14 protein-coding genes are annotated in these 17,865 nt (G+C 73.6%); 13 read left to right on the top strand and 1 reads right to left on the bottom strand.

Features of this window, described 5'->3' with window-relative positions; translation table 11 throughout:
- From WDV06_RS31230 to WDV06_RS31200, 7 genes are all read left to right on the top strand, one after another.
- Positions 1-829: amidohydrolase family protein (locus WDV06_RS31230; RefSeq protein WP_395513171.1), on the top strand; the 829-nt coding region annotated here is incomplete at its 5' end.
- A 95-nt stretch (positions 830-924) separates the two neighbouring features.
- Entirely contained in the window at positions 925-1,938 is a 1,014-nt protein-coding gene (locus WDV06_RS31225) for an agmatine deiminase family protein (protein ID WP_395513170.1), read from the top strand.
- An 87-nt stretch (positions 1,939-2,025) separates the two neighbouring features.
- Positions 2,026-3,690 (top strand): ABC transporter substrate-binding protein, encoded by a 1,665-nt coding sequence (locus WDV06_RS31220; RefSeq protein WP_395513169.1) that lies wholly within the window; start codon positions 2,026-2,028, stop codon positions 3,688-3,690.
- Positions 3,687-4,649: an ABC transporter permease gene (locus tag WDV06_RS31215; RefSeq protein ID WP_395513168.1), complete on the top strand. Its 963-nt coding sequence runs from the start codon at positions 3,687-3,689 to the stop codon at positions 4,647-4,649. Before WDV06_RS31220 ends, WDV06_RS31215 begins: the two co-directional genes overlap by 4 nt.
- Positions 4,646-5,500 (top strand): ABC transporter permease, encoded by an 855-nt coding sequence (locus WDV06_RS31210; RefSeq protein WP_395513167.1) that lies wholly within the window; start codon positions 4,646-4,648, stop codon positions 5,498-5,500. The genes WDV06_RS31215 and WDV06_RS31210 overlap by 4 nt, the downstream gene beginning before the upstream one ends.
- On the top strand, positions 5,497-6,498 hold the full coding sequence (locus tag WDV06_RS31205; RefSeq protein ID WP_395513166.1) for an ABC transporter ATP-binding protein: 1,002 nt from the start codon (positions 5,497-5,499) through the stop codon (positions 6,496-6,498). Before WDV06_RS31210 ends, WDV06_RS31205 begins: the two co-directional genes overlap by 4 nt.
- Positions 6,488-7,318 (top strand): ABC transporter ATP-binding protein, encoded by an 831-nt coding sequence (locus tag WDV06_RS31200; RefSeq protein ID WP_395513165.1) that lies wholly within the window; start codon positions 6,488-6,490, stop codon positions 7,316-7,318. The genes WDV06_RS31205 and WDV06_RS31200 overlap by 11 nt, the downstream gene beginning before the upstream one ends.
- A 41-nt stretch (positions 7,319-7,359) precedes the next feature.
- Here WDV06_RS31200 and WDV06_RS31195 read toward each other — a convergent pair whose 3' ends face one another.
- Entirely contained in the window at positions 7,360-8,031 is a 672-nt protein-coding gene (locus tag WDV06_RS31195; RefSeq protein WP_395513164.1) for a TetR/AcrR family transcriptional regulator, read from the bottom strand.
- A 158-nt stretch (positions 8,032-8,189) separates the two neighbouring features.
- Between WDV06_RS31195 and WDV06_RS31190 the strand changes: the two genes are divergently transcribed.
- The 6 genes from WDV06_RS31190 (at position 8,190) to xdhC (ending at position 17,746) form a co-directional block, all read left to right on the top strand.
- Positions 8,190-9,353: an agmatine deiminase family protein gene (locus WDV06_RS31190; RefSeq protein WP_395513163.1), complete on the top strand. Its 1,164-nt coding sequence runs from the start codon at positions 8,190-8,192 to the stop codon at positions 9,351-9,353.
- Between the two features lie 171 nt (positions 9,354-9,524).
- Positions 9,525-11,054 carry an alpha/beta hydrolase gene (locus WDV06_RS31185; RefSeq protein WP_395513162.1) on the top strand — a complete coding sequence of 510 codons (1,530 nt, stop codon included), beginning with the start codon at positions 9,525-9,527 and terminating at the stop codon, positions 11,052-11,054.
- 12 nt (positions 11,055-11,066) lie between these two features.
- Positions 11,067-12,671, top strand: a complete 1,605-nt coding sequence (locus tag WDV06_RS31180) for an alpha/beta fold hydrolase (protein WP_395513161.1) — start codon at positions 11,067-11,069, stop codon at positions 12,669-12,671.
- Positions 12,672-13,108: 437 nt separating this feature from the next.
- Entirely contained in the window at positions 13,109-14,572 is a 1,464-nt protein-coding gene (locus WDV06_RS31175) for a xanthine dehydrogenase small subunit (RefSeq protein WP_395513160.1), read from the top strand.
- On the top strand, positions 14,569-16,935 hold the full coding sequence (xdhB, locus tag WDV06_RS31170) for a xanthine dehydrogenase molybdopterin binding subunit (RefSeq protein ID WP_395513159.1): 2,367 nt from the start codon (positions 14,569-14,571) through the stop codon (positions 16,933-16,935). The genes WDV06_RS31175 and xdhB overlap by 4 nt, the downstream gene beginning before the upstream one ends.
- A gap of 1 nt (position 16,936) precedes the next feature.
- Positions 16,937-17,746 carry a xanthine dehydrogenase accessory protein XdhC gene (gene xdhC / locus WDV06_RS31165; protein ID WP_395513172.1) on the top strand — a complete coding sequence of 270 codons (810 nt, stop codon included), beginning with the start codon at positions 16,937-16,939 and terminating at the stop codon, positions 17,744-17,746.
- Positions 17,747-17,865 lie beyond the last annotated feature (119 nt).

Below are 17,865 nucleotides of genomic sequence, written 5' to 3'. Positions count from 1 at the left end.
CTCCTCCACCAACCCCACCCTGCCCTTCGGCCGGGACGCGGTCGCCGAGCACTACGGCATGATCGTCTCCGTCCACGCGCTGAAGACGGACCTGCCGGGCGACGCCGCCATGGCCCGCGACCGCATCCGCGCGGGGACGATGGGGGCCGAGGACGTCCTGCACGACCTGGGCGCCATCGCGATCACCTCCTCCGACGCCCAGGGCATGGGCCGCGCGGGCGAGACGGTCCGCCGGACCTTCGCCATGGCGGGGAAGATGAAGGCCGAACTCGGCCCGCTGGAGGGGGACTCCGAGGGCGACGACAACGCCCGTGTGCTCCGTTACATCGCCAAGCTGACGATCAACCCGGCCATCGCCCACGGCCTGGCCCACGAGATCGGCTCCATCGAGGTCGGCAAGCTCGCCGACATCGTGCTGTGGCGCCCGGCGTTCTTCGGCGCCAAGCCGCAGCTGGTCCTCAAGTCCGGCTTCCCGGCCTACGGGGTCACGGGCGACCCCAACGCCGCCACGGACTGCTGCGAACCCCTGGTCCTGGGCCCCCTGTTCGGTGCCCACGGCGCCGCCCCCGCCGATCTCTCCGTCGCCTTCGTCAGCCGCGCCGCCGCCGAGTCCGGCTCCTTCGGCGCCCCGTACGACGCCCTCGGCACCCGGCGCCGCAGGGTGGCCGTCCGTGGCACCCGGGGGATCGGACCCGGGAGCATGATCGGCAATGCCCGCCTCGGAGAGGTCGACGTGGATCCGCGCAGCGGCCTGGTCACCCTCGACGGTGAGCCCCTGCGCTCCGAGCCGGCGGACCGGGTCTCCCTCAACCGCCTCTACTTCCTCTGAGGGCGGCCATTGCCCGCGCTTCCTCACGATTCCGCTCTTGACTGAAATTTCAGTTCGGTGGAAGACTCCGCCGACCAATGGAAATGAGACACCTGATGGCCGAATTCCGTATGCCCGCCGAATGGTCCGCACACGACGGCTGCCTGATGGCCTGGCCCGTCCGCGAGGACCTCTGGGGCAGCGTCCTGGCCGACGCCAAGGAGGAGTACGCGGGCGTCGCCCGCGCGATCTCCGCCTTCGAGCCCGTCACCATGGTCGCCCCGCCCGGGTTCGCCGAGGACGCCCGCAGCCACTGCGGCGACGGCGTCACCGTCATCGAGCTGCCCCAGGACGACTCCTGGTTCCGCGACTCCGCCCCCCTGTTCGTCCTCGACGGGGACGGCCGGCGCGCCGGCGTGGACTTCCGCTTCAACGCCTGGGGCGGCAAGCACCACCCCTTCGACTCCGACGACCGGATCAGCGCCCTGCTGCTGGAGCACCTCGGAGTCGACCGCATCCCCTCCGGCATGATCCTGGAGGGCGGCGCCATCACCGTCGACGGCGAGGGCACGCTCATCACCACCGAGCAGTGCCTCCTGCACCCCAACCGCAACCCCGGCATGACCCGCGAGGAGATCGAGGACGAGCTGAAGGCCCGCCTCGGCATCACCAAGGTCATCTGGCTGCCCTACGGCGGCCTGCGCGACACCGAGACCGACGGCCACGTGGACGGGGTCTGCGCCTTCGCCGCACCCGGCACCGTCGTCATCTCCCTGCCCTCCGACCCCACCCACCCCGACTACGCGAGGATGCGCGCCAACCGCGCCGTCCTGGAGGCCGTCACCGACGCCCGGGGCCGCCGCCTGGAGATCATCGAGATCCCGCAGACCGCCTTCACCGACCTCGCCGACGGCGAGATCGAGGTCTCCTACATGAACTACTACATCGCCAACGGCGGGGTCGTCGTCCCGGTCGCCGGGGTCCCCCAGGACGAAGACGCCCTGGCCGTCATCGCCTCGGCCCACCCCGGCCGCAAGGTCGTCGGCGTCCGGGCGCTCGCCATCGCCTTCGGCGGCGGCGGGGTCCACTGCATCACCCAGCAGATCCCCTCCGTGCCCACCGCCGGCTGATCCCCGGACCTGCCGCTCCCGGCGGACCGCCCGCCCCGGCGGTCCGCCCGCTCCTCCCCCCAACCCTCACGGACAGAGAGCGCGACGATGACCACCTCCCCACCCCGTACGAGCAGACGCCCCCGCATCCGCCCGCGGGCCGCGACCGCAGTCACCGCCGTCCTGACCTCCTGCGCCCTCCTCGCGGCCTGCTCCGGCCCGCCCGAGGACCAGGCCGCCGGCGGCGTCACCGACGTCAGGCTGTCGCCCTCCACCCCGGAGGCGCGCGGCGAGATCGACTCCTTCACCTGGGCCGTCTACGCCGAACCGCCCACCCTCGACTACACGGCGGCCTTCGACTACCCCCAGAACACCGTGCTCTCCAACGTGTGCGAGAGCCTGATGCGCTGGACCCCCTCGCTCACCACCGAGCCCGGCCTCGCGCGGCAGGCGACCAACCCCGACCCCACCACCTGGGTCTACGACCTGCGCCCCGGCGTCCGCTTCCACGACGGCCGGGAGATGACCGCCGACGACGCCGTCTTCAGCCTCGCCCGGCAGATGGCCCCCGAGAACGCCGCCGCCTGGGCCCAGGTCTTCCAGAACGTCGCCTCGATCACCAAGACCGGCCCGCTCCAGGTCACCGTCACGCTCAAGAAGCCCGACTCCCAGTTCCCCCAGTACATGGCCACCGCCGCCGGAGTCGTGGCGTCCAAGGCCACCGTCGAGGCCGCCGGCAAGGACTACGGCACCACCGGGGACCTCGGCTGCACGGGCCCGTTCAAGCTCGGCACCTGGACCAAGGGCCAGTCCATCGAACTGGACCGCTTCGACGGCTACCGCGGCGCCAAGGCCAAGTCCAAGAAGGCCGTCTTCCGCATCCTGACGGACCCCTCCGCCCGCACCAACGCCCTGCTCAGCGGCGAGGCGGACGGCGGCTACCTGATCCCCACCGAGAGCTACGCCCGGCTGCGCGACAGCGGGGCCGGCAAGCTGTACTTCGGCGAGGGCCTCAGCACGGTCAACGTCAACATCACCACCATGAAGGGCCCCCTCGGCGACGTCCGCGTCCGCCGGGCCCTGTCCCTGGCACTGGACCGCACCGGCTTCGTCAAGGCCGGACTCGGCGGCGCGGGCACCGCCACCAACTCCCTCACCACCCACGCCGCCTGGGCCGCCGCCCCCGAGCACACCCTGAAGACCGCCTTCGACGGCCTGCCGCCCACCGGCCAGGACGTCGAGAAGGCCAAGGCCCTGGTCAAGGAGGCGGGCGCCACCGGCAAGACCCTCACCGTCGCCACCAGTTCCATCGGCCAGGACGTCTCCCTCCTCGCCACCGCCGTCCAGGCGGCCGGCACGCGGATCGGCCTGGACATCCGGCTGAAGACGATCGCCCCGAACGCCTTCACGGCCCTGTTCACCGACCCCCGGGCGCGCGAGGGCATCGACATGTTCCCGCTCACCTACTACGACTCGATCACCGACCCGCTCGACCTGCTGGTCAACTTCAAGACCGGCGCCTACCTCAACTTCGGCGGCTACAGCGACCCCGAGTACGACCGCCTCGTCGACCAGGCCACCGCCGTCTACCCGGCGGAGGAGCGCCTGGACATCGCCGCCAAGCTCCAGCACCAGGCGTCCGAACAGCTGTTGTGGATCCCCGTCGCCGAATGGCCCACCGCCCTGTTCATGAACAAGCGGATCACCGGCGCCCCCACCACCATCTCGTACATGTACTACCCGTGGGCCGCCGACGTGGGGGCCGCGCAGTGAGCTTCCTCAGGTTCGCCGTGCGGCGGGTGGCGGAGATGGCCGCCACCCTGCTCGTCGCCTCGTTCGTCGTCTTCGGGGCCCTGTACCTGGCCCCGGGCAACCCGGCGAGCTTCCTGCTCGCCGGCCGCTCCGCCTCCCCGGAGGCCCTCGCGGCGATCAACGCCCAGTACCACCTGGACGACCCCTTCCTCGTCCGCTACCTGCGCTGGCTGGGCGACGTGCTCCACGGCGACTTCGGCCGGTCCATCACCTACCGCACCGACGTCTCCCGGCTGCTCGCCGACCGGCTGCCCACCACCCTGGTCCTGATCGCGATGTCGCTCGTCGTGGTCGTCGCCGTCGGCCTGCTCCTCGGCCGGATCGCCGCCGTCCGCGGCGGGGCCACCGACTCCGCCATCCTCGTCACCACCACCTTCGCCGTCGGCACCCCGTCCTTCGTCGCGGCGGTCCTCCTCCAGGGCCTGTTCGCCGTCGACCTCGGCTGGTTCCCCAGCAGCGGCACCGGTGAAGGCGGCCTCGGCGACCTGCTGTGGCACCTCGCGCTGCCCTCGGTCGCCCTCGCGCTGTACCTGATCGGCATGCTCGCCCGGGTCACCCGCTCGGCCATGCTCGAAGCCCTCGACAGCGAGCACGTCACGGTAGCCCGCAGCCGCGGCGTCCCCGAACGCCAGGTCATCCGGCGCCACGTCTTCCGCAACTCGCTGGGGACCGTGCTGACCACCGGCGGCCTGATCGTCTCCACCCTGCTGGTGTGCACCATCCTCGTGGAGAGCGCCTTCAGCGTCGGCGGCATCGGCCAGCTCCTCGAACTGTCCACCACCACCAAGGACTTCCCGACCGTCCAGGCCATCTCGCTGATCATCGTCGCCCTCTTCATGACCGTGAACCTGCTCGTGGACCTGGCCCTGCCCCTCGTCGACCCCCGGGTCACCCTCGGATCCAGGAGGGCCGCCCCATGACCGCCGTACTGACCCGCAGACCCGGCCTCGCCCGGCTGCGCGCGGCAGGCTCCCCGCTCCACCTGGCCTGCCTGGCGTTCGTCGCCCTCGTCGTCCTCGCCGCCCTGCTCGCACCCTGGCTCGCCCCGCACGACCCCCACACGGTCGACCTCGGCCACGCCCTCGCCGCACCCACCGCCGGACACCCCTTCGGCGTGGACGCCGCCGGCCGCGACACCCTCTCCCGGCTGCTGCTCGGCGCCCGGACCTCCCTGCTCGGCCCGCTCGGCGTGGTCGCCTTCTCCACCGTCGCCGGCATCGCCATCGGCACGGCCGCCGCCTGGCGCGGGGGCTGGCTCGGCTCCGTCCTCTCCCGCAGCACCGAGCTGGTCTTCGCCTTCCCCGGCATGCTGCTCGCCATCCTGATCATCTCCGTCCACGGCGAGGGACTGCTCGCCCCGGTCCTCGCCCTGACCGTGGCCTACACCCCCTACGTCAGCCGCCTCACCCGCTCCCTGGTCCTGGCCGAACGGGCCCGGCCGTACGTCAGCGCCCACCAGGTCCAGGGCCACTCCGCCCTCCAGATCTGCCTGCGCCACGTCCTGCCGAACGTCGCCCCCGTCGTCCTCGCCCAGTCCGCCGTCAACTTCGGCTACGCCCTCATGGACCTCGCCGGCCTGTCGTTCCTCGGGCTCGGCGTCCCGGCCCTCACCCCCGACTGGGGCCGCATGGTCTTCGACGGCCAGACCGCCATCCAGCACGGATACCCGCTGTCCGCGATCCTGCCCTGCGCCGTCATCGTGCTGACCGTGGTCGCCTTCAACGTGGTGGGCGAGCGCTGGGCTGACCGCGTCGCCAGGAGAGACAGATGAGAACACCGCACACCACCGGCCCCGCCCTCGACATCCAGGGGCTGCGGATCACCCTGCCCGGCACCGCCCGGCCCGTCCTCGACGGGGTCGACCTCACCGTAGGCCCGGGCGAGACGGTCGCCCTCGTCGGCGAGTCCGGCTCGGGCAAGTCCCTCACCTCCCGCAGCGCGCTGCGGCTGCTGCCGCCCCGCGCCACCGTCGAGGGGAGCGTCCGGGTCGCGGGCCGGGACGTCCTCACCCTGGACGCCGCCGGGCTGCGCGCGGTACGGGCCGGCACGGCGGCCATGGTCTTCCAGGACCCCCGCGCCGCCGTCAACCCGCTGCGCCGGATCGGCGACTTCCTCACCGAGAGCGTCACCCTCACCGGGGTCATGGGCCGTGACGCGGCCACCGCGCGGGCCGCCGAACTCCTTCGGGCCGTCGGCCTGGACGAGTCCGTCCTGAGCAAGCACCCCGGCCAGGTCTCCGGCGGCATGCTCCAGCGGGTCGTCATCGCCGCCGCCCTCATGGGCGACCCGGCGCTGCTGCTGGCCGACGAACCCACCACCGCGCTCGACGTCACCAGCCAGGCCGAGGTCATCGCCCTGCTCGCCGCCCTGCGCGAACGCTTCGGCACCGGCCTGCTGTTCGTCACCCACGACCTCGACCTCGCCGCCGCCGTCAGCGACCGGGTCTACGTCATGTACGCCGGCCGGATCGCCGAGACCGGACCCGCCGAGGCCCTCTTCGCGAGCCCCCGGCACCCCTACACGGCGGCCCTCCTGGCCTCCACCCCGCGCATGGAAGGCCCCCGCGGCCGCCTCGCCGCCATCGCCGGCCAGCCGCCGGACCTGCGCCAGGAACTGCCCGGCTGCGCCTTCGCCGCCCGCTGCCCGCTGGCCACGGAGGTCTGCGACCAGCGGGCCCCGCGGCCCGCCGCCGCCCCGGGGCGGCCGGAGCACCTGGCCGCCTGCCACCACAGCGACCGGCTCGAAGGGAGCGCCGTCGATGCCCGATGACGTGGACCCCGTGCGGAACACGGGAAACGTACTGGAGGTCAGGGGACTGAGCCGCTCCTACGGGGCCGTGCGCGCCGTGGACGACGTGTCCTTCGGCCTGCCGGCCGGAGGCTCGCTGGGGATCGTGGGCGAGTCCGGCTCCGGCAAGACCACCACCGCCCGGATCATCACCGGCCTGGAACGGGCCGACGGCGGAGAGGTCCTGGTCGGCGGCCGGTCCAGGACCGCCCGAGGCGGCGGACGCGGCAGGGCCGGACGGCTGGCCCGCGCCCGGGAGGTGCAGATGGTCTTCCAGGACCCCTACCTCTCCCTGGACCCCCGCACCAGCGTCGAGGCGGCCCTGCGCGAACCCCTGCGCCTGCACTTCCCCGGCCGCGACCACACCCGGCGGGTCCGCGAGCTGCTCGACCAGGTCGGCCTCGGCACCCGGGCCGCCGACGCCCTGCCCCGGCAGCTGTCCGGCGGCCAGCGCCAGCGCGTGGCCATCGCCCGGGCCCTGGCTGTCGAACCGGCCGTCCTCGTGCTGGACGAGGCCGTCGCCGCGCTCGACGTCTCCGTGCAGGCGCAGATCCTCAACCTGCTCGCCGACATCAGGGAGCAGACCCGCATCGGGTACCTCTTCATCACCCACGACCTCGGCGTCGTGCGGTGCGTCACCGACGAGATCGTCGTGATGCGCCGGGGCCGCGTCGTCGAGGCGGGGACCACCGCCGAGGTGCTGGCCGCGCCCGGGCACGCGTACACCCGTCTGCTCCTGGAGTCGGTGCCGCGCCCGGGCTGGGACCCGGAAGCGATCGCCGCAGCCCGCAGGGCCCTCTAGCCGGGGGAGCGGGGGAGCGGGGGAACAGCGGGACGGGGGGCTCAGGCGCCGGCGGCGAGCGTACGGATCAAGGTCCGCAGGACCGGCTCGCCGCCGTCGCCCGGGACGGCGCCCGCCTCGGCCCCGGTGTCCCCCGTGCCCCCCATGGACTCCATGGCCGCCAGGCCGTCCACGGCGGCGGCCACCGCCAGGCCCAGCGGACGGGGGTCCAGGCCCCCGCCGCGCTCGTCGGCCAGCACCTGGAACAGGGCGACGAAACAGGCGCGCCAGCGCCGGTACTCGGCCTCCAGCCCCTCCCTCACCCGCGCGTCGTTCAGGGCGTGCCAGTGCAGTGCGGAGTGGAGGTGGGACAGCTCCGCGCCCTCGGGCCGGCCCAGCAGCTCCACCACCCGCTCCGCGCGCTCCGCGAACGTGCCCGGGCCGGCCACCGCCTCTTCCAGCGGGCTGATCCACTCCGGGTGGATGTCGGTGATCACCGCCAGGATCAGCTCGGTCCGGTCCTGGAAGTGGTAGTGGCACATTCCGTGCGAAACCCCGCTCAGCGCGGCCACGTTGCGGGTGGTGAACCGTTCGCCCAGCTCGCCCGCCAGCAGCGTCCGCGCGGCGGCCACCAGCCGGGCCCGGGTCTGTTCGCCCTTGGCCGAGACCCGCGGCCGGGCGGCCCGTGCGGGCGGGGCGGAGGGGACCTCGGAGTGCTGTGCGGAAGCCGACATGGGCGTCACTCTAACCAGCCTCCACCACCCCACCTGGGGCTTTTCCCGATCTGCCGGAAGACCCCCTGCCGGAACTATTGACCGAGCGCTTGGCCAGTTCTAGCTTTCCGGCCAACCCCACCGTCCGTGTGGGACGTGGGAACATCGGAGGAGCCGACATGAACGACCACGTGATGCACCGGCCCGAGGGCGCGGCCATGGGCAGACGCAGATTCCTGACGGCGGCCGCCGCCACGGGAATCGCGGCCGCCGCAGGCCTCGCGGCCTCCGAGGGCCTGGCCCGGGCCGCCTCCGCGCCCCGCCCGGCCGCGGCGGGCGCGTTCCGCGTACCGGCCGAGGACGTCCGCCACACCCGCACCTGGATGGCCTTCCCGGACAGCAGCTCCATCTGGGGCAGCACGCTCTCCGGGGTCCAGGCGGACATCGCGCTCATCGCCAGGACCATCGCCAAGTACGAACCCGTCTACCTCTGCGCCAACTCCGCCAGCGCGGCCAAGGCCCGCTCCCTGGCCGGACCGACCGTCACCGTGATCACATCGATCCCGGTCGACGACTGCTGGATGCGCGACAGCGGCCCGGTCTTCCGCACCGACGGGGCCGGCGGCCTCGACGCCGTCGGCCTGAACTTCAACGGCTGGGGCGGCAAGCAGACCCACGCCCGCGACGCCCTGGTCGCCGGCCGGATCGCCGCCCACGCCGGGGTCCCCTTCACCGCCGCCGGGGTGGTGGGGGAGGGCGGCGCGGTCGAACAGGACGGCGCCGGAACCCTGATGGCCACCCGCAGCAGCCTCGTCAACAAGAACCGCAACCCGGGCGCCTCGCAGGCGCAGATCGAGACGGCCCTGCGCACCGCCTACGGGGCCTCCAAGGTCATCTGGTTCGACGGCGTGGTCGGCCAGGACATCACCGACGACCACGTGGACGCGACCTCGCGCTTCCTCGCCTCCGGCCGGGCCGTGGTCCAGATGCCCCTGGTCACGGACACGGACGCGTACGCCAAGGACGCCCGCCGGCAGTACCAGGTCCTGTCCGCCGCCACGGCCGCCGACGGCACGCGCATGGCCGTCGAGCAGATCCAGGGCCCCGACTACAACAGGATCCGCTCCACGAACCGGGACTTCCTCGCCTCGTACGCCAACTACTACCTCTGCAACGGCGCCGTGATCTCGGCCCACTTCGGCGACACCCGCGCCGACACGGCCGCCCGGGCCACCCTCGCCCGCCTCTACCCGGACCGCACCATCGAGCAGCTGAACATCGACCGCCTGGGCACGGGCGGCGGCGGCATCCACTGCGTCACCCAGCAGCAGCCCGTCCCGTAACGCACCCGGCCCAGGCGCCCGCCGGGCGTCCGGTGACAGTCCCCGGCCACCGGCCGTCCGGCATGCGCCCGTCCGGGGTACCCGGTAGCGTCGGAGGGGTACGTTCCGCCCGACCGCCGGGGCGCCGCCCGCCACGGGCAGCCGCGGGTCCCGGCAGAGGAACGGGATCCCATGGCCCAGCACACCCGTCACGCGGCGGCCGCCGCGGCCGCCCTGCTCTGCCTGACGGCGGTCGCGGCGTCACCGGCCGGCCAGACCCCCACCCCGGCGGCGGCACCGGCGCGGTTCGTGCCCGGTCCCTGCCCGAAGACGGCCGAGCCGGTCCCCGAGCTGGCCAAGGCGCGCTGCGGATTCCTGGAGGTCCCGGAGAACCGGGCCCGCCCCGGCGGGCGGACCATCAGGCTGGCCGCGGCGGTGATCCCGGCCGTATCGGCGAAGCCCGCCGCGGAGCCGGTGGTCTTCATGGCCGGAGGCCCCGGCGGCGAGACCTTCGACGACATTCCCATCCTGACCGCGTCCGGCGTGAACCGGGACCACGACCTGATCGTCATGGCGCAGCGGGGCAACCGCTACGACCGGCCGAACCTCGCCTGCCCGGAGGTCGACCGCTTCAACGCCCGCTACGTCGGCCTCGGTTACGACTCGGCGCAGGCCAAATCCCTGATGCTGACGGCCTTCCGGCAGTGCCGGGACCGGCTGACGGCCGACGGGACCGACCTCGGGGCCTACAACACCCTGGAGAACGCGGCCGACTTCGCCGACCTGCGCACGGCGCTCGGCATCCCGCGGTGGAACGTCTACGGATACTCCTACGGCAGCGACCTGGCCCTCACCTACCTGCGCACCCACCCCGAGGGGATCCGCGCGGTGGCGCTCGACTCGGTCACGCCCCCGCAGAGCGCGGTCCTGCCCTGGGGCTGGCCCAGCGCACAGGAGGGCATCGGCGCCATCCTCGACGCGTGCGCGGCCCAGCCGGCCTGCAAGAACCGCTACCCGGACCTGCGCAGGACCCTGGACGAGCAGGTGAGCAGGCTGGAGGCCGAGCCGCTGACGCCGACCGCCCGGCCGCCGAAGGGCGGCGCCCCGGTGAAGGTGGTCCTCGACGGGGGAGCCCTGCTCAACGTGCTCGTCGCCAACACCGTCAAGCCGGCCGACGTCCCGGCGGCGCTCGACGAGCTGGCCCGCGGCAACCCGGAGCGGTTCGCCCGGGCCCGGGCCGCCGACGCCGTACCGGCGACCGGCATGACCGCGCACGGACTGACCCAGTCGGTGGCCTGCGCCGAGTGGACGCCGGGGGTCTCCGGATCCGCCGTCCTCGACGCCGGCCGCAAGGCCTTCCCCGGCTGGCCGGACACCGTCCTGGCCCAGGCACCGCAACTCCCCTTCCAGCTCGACGTGTGCCGGACCTGGAACGTTCCCGACCGCGCCGCCCGGCAACGGGTCGCCACCGTCAGCTCCGTACCCACCCTCCTCATTTCCGGGACCTTCGACCAGAAGACCGGCTCCGGCTTCGCCGAGGACGCCGCCCGCACGCTGTCCCGTTCGACCTTCGTCAGGATCCCCGGCATCACGCACTGGGTGGTACCCCAGTCCCCCTGCGCGGCGAGCGTGCTGGCCTCGTTTCTCGCCCGCCCCACCGACCCCGACACCGGCTGCGTGGCCGGCCTGAAGCCGGCTCCGTTCACCATCACCCCGAAGTGACCGGGAGGACCGATGGCCCGCACGCGCGCGTCCCGCCCCCGCCGCACCGTCCGGCGGCCGCACGCCCCCTCCGCCGGGCTGGCGGCCGGTCTGCTCCTCACCGGCCTGTTCGGCGCGCCCGTCCAGGCGTACGGCGCCGCCACCCCGAGCCCGGCGGCCCCGCTCGGCACCGTCGCCGGGACGGCCGGCGACGCCCGCTACACCCCGGGCGCCTGCCCCCGGACACCCGAGCCGATCGCCGAGCTCAAGGGGGCCCGCTGCGGCACGCTCACCGTCCCCGAGAACCGGAGCAGGCCCGACGGCCGCACGATCAGGCTCGGCGTGGCGATCGTGCCGGCGCTCGCCGCGAACCCCCGGCCGGACCCGATCGTCTGGCTCGCCGGAGGCCCCGGGGACGACGCCGTCGGCGAGGCGAAGATGGCCGTCGACGGCGGCCTGAACCGCGACCGTGACGTGGTCTTCATGTCCCAGCGCGGTACCTATTCCGCCGACCCGGCGCTCACCTGCCCGACCATCGACGAGTTCAACGCGCGCGCGACCGGGCTCGTCAACGCCTCGCCCGCCACCGAGCGGCTGCACGTCCAGGCCACGAAGGCCTGCCGCGACCGGCTGGCCGCCCTCGGCGTCGACCTCGGCTCCTACAACGACGTCGAGAGCTCCGCCGACCTCGCCGCCCTGCGCACCGCGCTCGGCCTCAAGCAGTGGAACCTGTACGGCATCTCCTACGGCACCCAGCTGGCCCTCGTCACCATGCGCCTGCACCCCGAGGGGATCCGGTCGGTCGGCATCGACGGCATCCTGCCGCCCTCCACCGCCGGCGAGGCCCTGACCTGGAGCGCCGCCAAGCAGGGCTTCGACGGCCTGTTCAAGGCCTGCGCCCAACAGCCCGCCTGCAACGCGCGCTATCCCCACCTGTCGGCCACCTTCACCCGCCTGGTCGGCGAACTCCAGGCCAAGCCGGTCACCACCACCGTCACCCTGCCCGGCAGCGGCCGGCAGGTGAAGGTGGTCCTCGACGGCGTGGCCCTGGTGAACTGGCTGACCTCCGCCACGCACGTCGCGGCCCAGGTGCCCCGCGCCCTCGACGAGCTCGACCACGGCAAGCCCCGGCGGATCGCCGAGCAGTGGGCGGTCGGCAAGTACGCGCCCCAAGCCGTCGGCCGGGTCTCCCACGGTCTGGTCTACGGCGTCTTCTGCAGCGAGTGGGCCCCCTACGAGGCCCGGGACGCGGCCCTGCGCGGCGGCCAGGAGGCCTTCCCGTCCTTCCCGCGCTCGGTCCAGTCCCTGTCCCCGCAGCTGGCCTACCTCCACCAGGACTGCGACACCTGGAACGTCCCGGCCGCGCCGCGCTCGATCAGGGACGCCACGAAGAGCGGCATCCCCACCCTGGCCATCTCGGGCGGCTTCGACTCCCAGACCGGAGCCGCCAACGGCCCGTACGTCGCCCGCACGCTGGGCCGGGCCACCGTCGTCACCGTCCCGTACGAGCCGCACGTGGTCTTCGCGACGTCGAAGTGCGCCCAGACCATCGCGGTCTCCTTCTTCGACACCCCGACGGCCCCCGACACCGCCTGCCTCAAGAGCCTCAAGGCCCCGGTGTTCGAGACGGCACCCTGACAGGGCGGCCGTCCGGAACCGGTCGGAGTGTCAACCGGCCGCGTTCCGGGGCACCTGCTTGACCGATCAACCTGCGGCGACGTAGCTTCGGGCGGACCGACTCGTGAGCTCAGGGAAGGAGGCGACGTCGGATGTCGACCGTCTCCGCGCCGCCGCGCCCCGCCCACGAGGTCGCCTGGGCCCCCGGCCGTGTGGCCCACGGCTGCTGAACAGCCCCCTTCCGGCGTGCCCGATCGCGGCCCCGGTACCGCTCGTCCTCCCACACCGCCTGCTCCTTCCCAGCCACGCCGCCTGTGGCGCGCCGTCCCGCGCCGAGGTGCGCCCCGCGGGTCTCCGAGCTGCGCCACCGAAAGAGAAAGCTCCTGAAACATGGCGACCAGGACACTCATCCCCTTTGCCCCACCCGCTCCCCTCACGCCCCGGAACGAGGGCGCGCGATGGTAGCCCCGCGGATCACCGTCAACGGGAAGGAAACCCCGCTCGCGCCGGCGCCGCCCCACACCACGGCCCTGGACTTCCTGCGCGAGCATGGCCTCACCGGAACCAAGGAGGGCTGCGCGGAAGGGGAATGCGGAGCCTGTTCGGTCCTGGTGGCCCGTCCCGGCGTGGACAAACCCACCGACTGGGTGGCCGTCAACGCCTGCCTGGTCCCGGCCGCGGCGCTCGACGGCCAGGAGGTGATCACCGCCGAAGGCCTCGCCGGCGCCGGCGAGCCCGGCACAGCGCCCACCCTGCACCCCGTACAGGAGGAGATGGCCGTCCGCGGCGGCTCCCAGTGCGGCTACTGCACCCCGGGGTTCGTGTGCAGCATGGCCGCCGAGTACTACCGTCCCGGCCGCTGCGCCCACCGCGACCCCGCCGGCGGTGCCGACCCCGAGCACGGCCCGAACGGCTTCGACCTGCACGCGCTGAGCGGCAACCTCTGCCGCTGCACCGGCTACCGGCCGATCCGCGACGCCGCGTTCGCCGTCGGCGACCCCGCCGGCGAGGACCCGCTGGCGCAGCGCCGCGAGCAGTCCCCGCCCGAGCCGGCCGCCACCGCGTACACCCGTGACGACCGCACCTTCCTGCGCCCGGCCACCCTGCCCGACACGCTGCGCCTGCTGCGCGAGCGGCCCGACGCGGTCGTCGTCGCCGGCAGCACCGACTGGGGCGTGGAGGTCAACATCCGCTCCCGCCGCGCCGATTGCGTGATCGCCGTGGACCGGCTGCCCGAACTGCGCGCCCTGCACACCGCGTCCGACCACATCGAGATCGGCGCCGCGCTGACCCTCAGCGAGATCGAACGCCGCCTCGACGGCCGCGTGCCGCTCCTCGCCGAACTGTTCCCCCAGTTCGCCTCCCGGCTCATCCGCAACAGCGCCACCCTCGGCGGCAACCTGGGGACCGGCTCGCCCATCGGCGACAGCCCGCCGGTCCTGCTCGCGCTGGAGGCGTCGGTGGTGCTCGCCGACGCCGACGGCGAACGCGAGGTGCCGCTCGACGCGTACTTCACCGGCTACCGGCAGAGCGTGCGCCGCCCCGGCGAGCTGATCCGCGCCGTCCGCGTCCCCCTGCCGCTGTCACCGGTCACCGCGTTCCACAAGATCGCCAAGCGGAGGTTCGACGACATCTCCAGCGTCGCCGTCGCCTTCGCGCTCGACATCGAGGACGGTGTCGTCCGCAAGGCCCGGATCGGCCTGGGCGGCGTGGCCGCCACGCCGATCCGCGCCCTCGCCACCGAGGCCGCCCTGGAAGGCAGGCCCTGGACGGCGGACACCGCCCAGGCCGCGGCCCGGGTCCTGAGGTCCCAGGGCACCCCCATGGACGACCACCGCGCCAGCGCCGGCTACCGCTCCGCGATGCTCGGCCAGAGCCTGCTCAAGCTGTACGCACAGACCACCGAGGCGGTGTCTTCATGAGCCAGTTGTCCCAGCGCCCCGAACGGCCCGCGGTCGGACTCCCCCTGCCGCACGAGAGCGCCGGCCTGCACGTCACCGGCGCCGCGCTCTACACCGACGACCTCATCCACCGCACCAGGGACGTCCTGCACGCCCACCCGGTCCAGGTCATGAAGGCCCACGGCCGGATCACCGCCCTGCGCACCGCCCCCGCGCTCGCCGTACCCGGCGTGGTCCGGGTGCTGACCGGCGCCGACGTGCCCGGTGTCAACGACGCCGGGATGAAGCACGACGAACCCCTCTTCCCCGACACGGTCATGTTCCACGGCCACGCCGTCGCCTGGGTGCTCGGCGAGACCCTGGAGGCGGCCCGGCTCGGCGCGCAGGCCGTCGAGGTGGAACTCGAAGAACTGCCCTCGCTGGTCACCCTGCCGGAGGCCATCGCCGCCGAGAGCTTCCACGGTGCCCGCCCCGTGATGCTGGCCGGCGACGTCGACGCCGGGTTCGCCGACGCCGTCCACGTCTTCACCGGCGAGTTCCGGTTCTCCGAGCAGGAGCACTTCTACCTCGAAACGCACGCCGCGCTGGCCCACGTCGACGAGGCCGGACAGGTCTTCGTCCAGAGCAGCACCCAGCACCCCTCGGAGACCCAGGAGATCGTCGCCCACGTCCTCGGCCTGCACAGCCACGAGGTGACCGTGCAGTGCCTGCGCATGGGCGGCGGCTTCGGCGGCAAGGAGATGCAGCCCCACGGGTTCGCGGCCGTCGCCGCCCTCGGTGCCAAGCTCACCGGCCGCCCCGTCAGGGTCCGGCTCAACCGGACCCAGGACCTGACGATGTCGGGCAAGCGGCACGGGTTCCACGCCACCTGGAAGATCGGCTTCGACGCCGAGGGCCGCATCCAGGCCCTGGACGCCACCCTGACCGCCGACGGCGGCTGGAGCCTGGACCTGTCCGAGCCCGTCGTCGCCCGGGCCCTGTGCCACATCGACAACACGTACTGGATCCCCAACGCACGCGTCGCCGGCCGCGTCGCCAGGACCAACAAGGTCTCCAACACCGCCTTCCGCGGCTTCGGCGGACCGCAGGGCATGCTGGTGATCGAGGACATCATGGGCCGCTGCGCGCCCCTGCTCGGCCTCGACCCGACGGAGCTGAGGGAGCGCAACTTCTACCGCGAGGGCCAGCACACCCCCTACGGGCAGCCGGTCACCCAGCCCGGACGGATCTCCGCCGTCTGGGAGCAGGTCAAGGAGAACGGCGGCCTCGCCGACCGCCGGCGCGAGATCGCCGCCTTCAACGCCGCCCACCCGCACACCAAGCGGGCCCTGGCGCTCACCGGCATCAAGTTCGGCATCTCGTTCAACCTCACCGCCTTCAACCAGGGCGGGGCGCTGGTGCTGATCTACAAGGACGGCTCCGTCCTGATCAACCACGGCGGCACCGAGATGGGCCAGGGCCTGCACACCAAGATGATCCAGGTCGCCGCCACCGCGCTGGGCATCCCCCTGCACAAGGTCCGGCTGGCGCCGACACGCACCGACAAGGTGCCCAACACCTCCGCCACCGCCGCCAGCGCCGGGGCGGACCTCAACGGCGCGGCCGTGAAGAACGCCTGCGAGCAACTGCGCGGACGGCTGCTGGAGGTGGCCGGCACCCAGCTCGGCGCCCACGCCTCGGACGTGCGCATCGTCGACGGCGTCGCCCGCGCCCTCGGCGGCGACCGCGAGCTGGCCTGGGACGACCTCGTGCGCACCGCCTACCTCCAGCGGGTCCAGCTGTCGGCGGCCGGCTTCTACCGCACCGAAGGCCTGCACTGGGACGCGCAGGCCTTCCGGGGCTCGCCGTTCAAGTACTTCGCCCACGGCGCGGCCGCCACCGAGGTGGAGGTGGACGGGTTCACCGGCGCCTACCGCATCCGCCGGGTGGACATCGTCCACGACGTGGGCGACAGCCTCTCCCCGCTGATCGACATCGGCCAGGTGGAGGGCGGCTTCGTCCAGGGCGCGGGCTGGCTGACCCTGGAGGACATGCGCTGGGACACCGGCGACGGCCCGAACCGGGGCCGGCTCCTCACCCAGGCCGCCAGCACCTACAAGCTCCCCAGCTTCTCGGAGATGCCCGAGGAGTTCCACGTCACCCTGCTGCGGAACGCCACCGAGGAGGGGGCGGTCTACGGTTCCAAGGCCGTCGGCGAGCCCCCGCTGATGCTGGCGTTCTCGGTCCGGGAGGCGCTGCGGCAGGCCGCCGCGGCCTTCGGACCCGCCGGGACCAGTGTGGAACTCGCCTCTCCCGCCACCCCGGAAGCGGTGTACTGGGCCATCGAGGCGGCCCGCGCCGCCGCCGGTTCGCCCACCGGCACGACCGCCCTGAGCCATGCCTGACATGACCTGGGTGGCCGCGGTCGCGCGGTTGCGGGCCCGCCGGGAACCCGGCGCGCTCGTGACCGTCGCGACCGTGCGCGGCCACGCACCCCGCAAGGCCGGCGCCAAACTCGTCGTGGGACGGGACGAGACCTGGGGCTCCATCGGCGGCGGCAACATCGAGGCCGTCGCCGTCGACCGGGCCCGCGAGGTGATCGAGACCCCCGACGCGGAGCCGGAGTTGATGCAGTTCGCCCTCAACGACAAGGTCACCGGCCGGCACGGCGTCCAGTGCTGCGGCGGCGCCGTCGGCGTCCTGCTCGAACCCCTGCCGGTGGTCCCGGCGGTCGCGGTCTTCGGCGTCGGGCACGTCGGACTGGAACTGGCCCGCATCCTGGCCCGTTTCGACCTCGACCTGCACCTGGTCGACACCCGTCCCGGGCAGCTCGCCGACGAACGGCTCGCCGTGCTCGGGGACGCGGTGGCACAGGTCCACGTCCACCACACACCGCTGCTCCCGGAGGAGGTGCTGGCCGAACTGGCGCCCGGCACCCACGTGCTGATCATGACCCACGACCACGCCGAGGACGCAGCCCTCTGCGACGCCGCGCTGCGCACGCCCGGGCTGGGCACGATCGGCCTGATCGGCTCGGCCGCCAAATGGAGCCGGTTCCGCCACCGGCTGTCCACCGAGGGCGGCCACGACGACGCCACCATCGACCGGATCAAGACCCCGATCGGCCTGACGGAGATCACGGGCAAGGAGCCCGCCGTGATCGCGGTGGGCGTCGCGGCCGACCTGCTGCGCACCTTCGAACGGGAAAGGGGCTGACGGGGCCCGAACGCGCCCCGGGCCGGGGGGGGGGGGGGGGGGCCCCCGCCCCCGCCCGCCGGGGGGGGGGGGGGGGGGGTGGGGGTGGGCGGGGGGGGGGGTGGGTGTCGGGGGGGGGG

The organism is Streptomyces racemochromogenes, from assembly GCF_044129415.1.
Taxonomy (GTDB): domain Bacteria; phylum Actinomycetota; class Actinomycetes; order Streptomycetales; family Streptomycetaceae; genus Streptomyces; species Streptomyces racemochromogenes_A.
The sequence above is the reverse complement of the archived record's forward strand: the minus strand, read 5'-3'. Positions and strand labels throughout refer to the sequence as shown.

Bases quoted from the DNA above. Each gene is read 5' to 3' on its own strand.
- WDV06_RS31225 (WP_395513170.1), top strand. From the start codon at position 925: ATGGCCGAATTCCGTATGCCCGCCGAATGGTCCGCACACGACGGCTGC.
- WDV06_RS31220 (WP_395513169.1), top strand. From the start codon at position 2,026: ATGACCACCTCCCCACCCCGTACGAGCAGACGCCCCCGCATCCGCCCG.
- WDV06_RS31210 (WP_395513167.1), top strand. From the start codon at position 4,646: ATGACCGCCGTACTGACCCGCAGACCCGGCCTCGCCCGGCTGCGCGCG.
- WDV06_RS31205 (WP_395513166.1), top strand. From the start codon at position 5,497: ATGAGAACACCGCACACCACCGGCCCCGCCCTCGACATCCAGGGGCTG.
- WDV06_RS31200 (WP_395513165.1), top strand. From the start codon at position 6,488: ATGCCCGATGACGTGGACCCCGTGCGGAACACGGGAAACGTACTGGAG.
- WDV06_RS31195 (WP_395513164.1), bottom strand. From the start codon at position 8,031: ATGTCGGCTTCCGCACAGCACTCCGAGGTCCCCTCCGCCCCGCCCGCA.
- WDV06_RS31190 (WP_395513163.1), top strand. From the start codon at position 8,190: ATGAACGACCACGTGATGCACCGGCCCGAGGGCGCGGCCATGGGCAGA.
- WDV06_RS31185 (WP_395513162.1), top strand. From the start codon at position 9,525: ATGGCCCAGCACACCCGTCACGCGGCGGCCGCCGCGGCCGCCCTGCTC.
- WDV06_RS31180 (WP_395513161.1), top strand. From the start codon at position 11,067: ATGGCCCGCACGCGCGCGTCCCGCCCCCGCCGCACCGTCCGGCGGCCG.
- WDV06_RS31175 (WP_395513160.1), top strand. From the start codon at position 13,109: ATGGTAGCCCCGCGGATCACCGTCAACGGGAAGGAAACCCCGCTCGCG.
- xdhB (WP_395513159.1), top strand. From the start codon at position 14,569: ATGAGCCAGTTGTCCCAGCGCCCCGAACGGCCCGCGGTCGGACTCCCC.
- xdhC (WP_395513172.1), top strand. From the start codon at position 16,937: ATGACCTGGGTGGCCGCGGTCGCGCGGTTGCGGGCCCGCCGGGAACCC.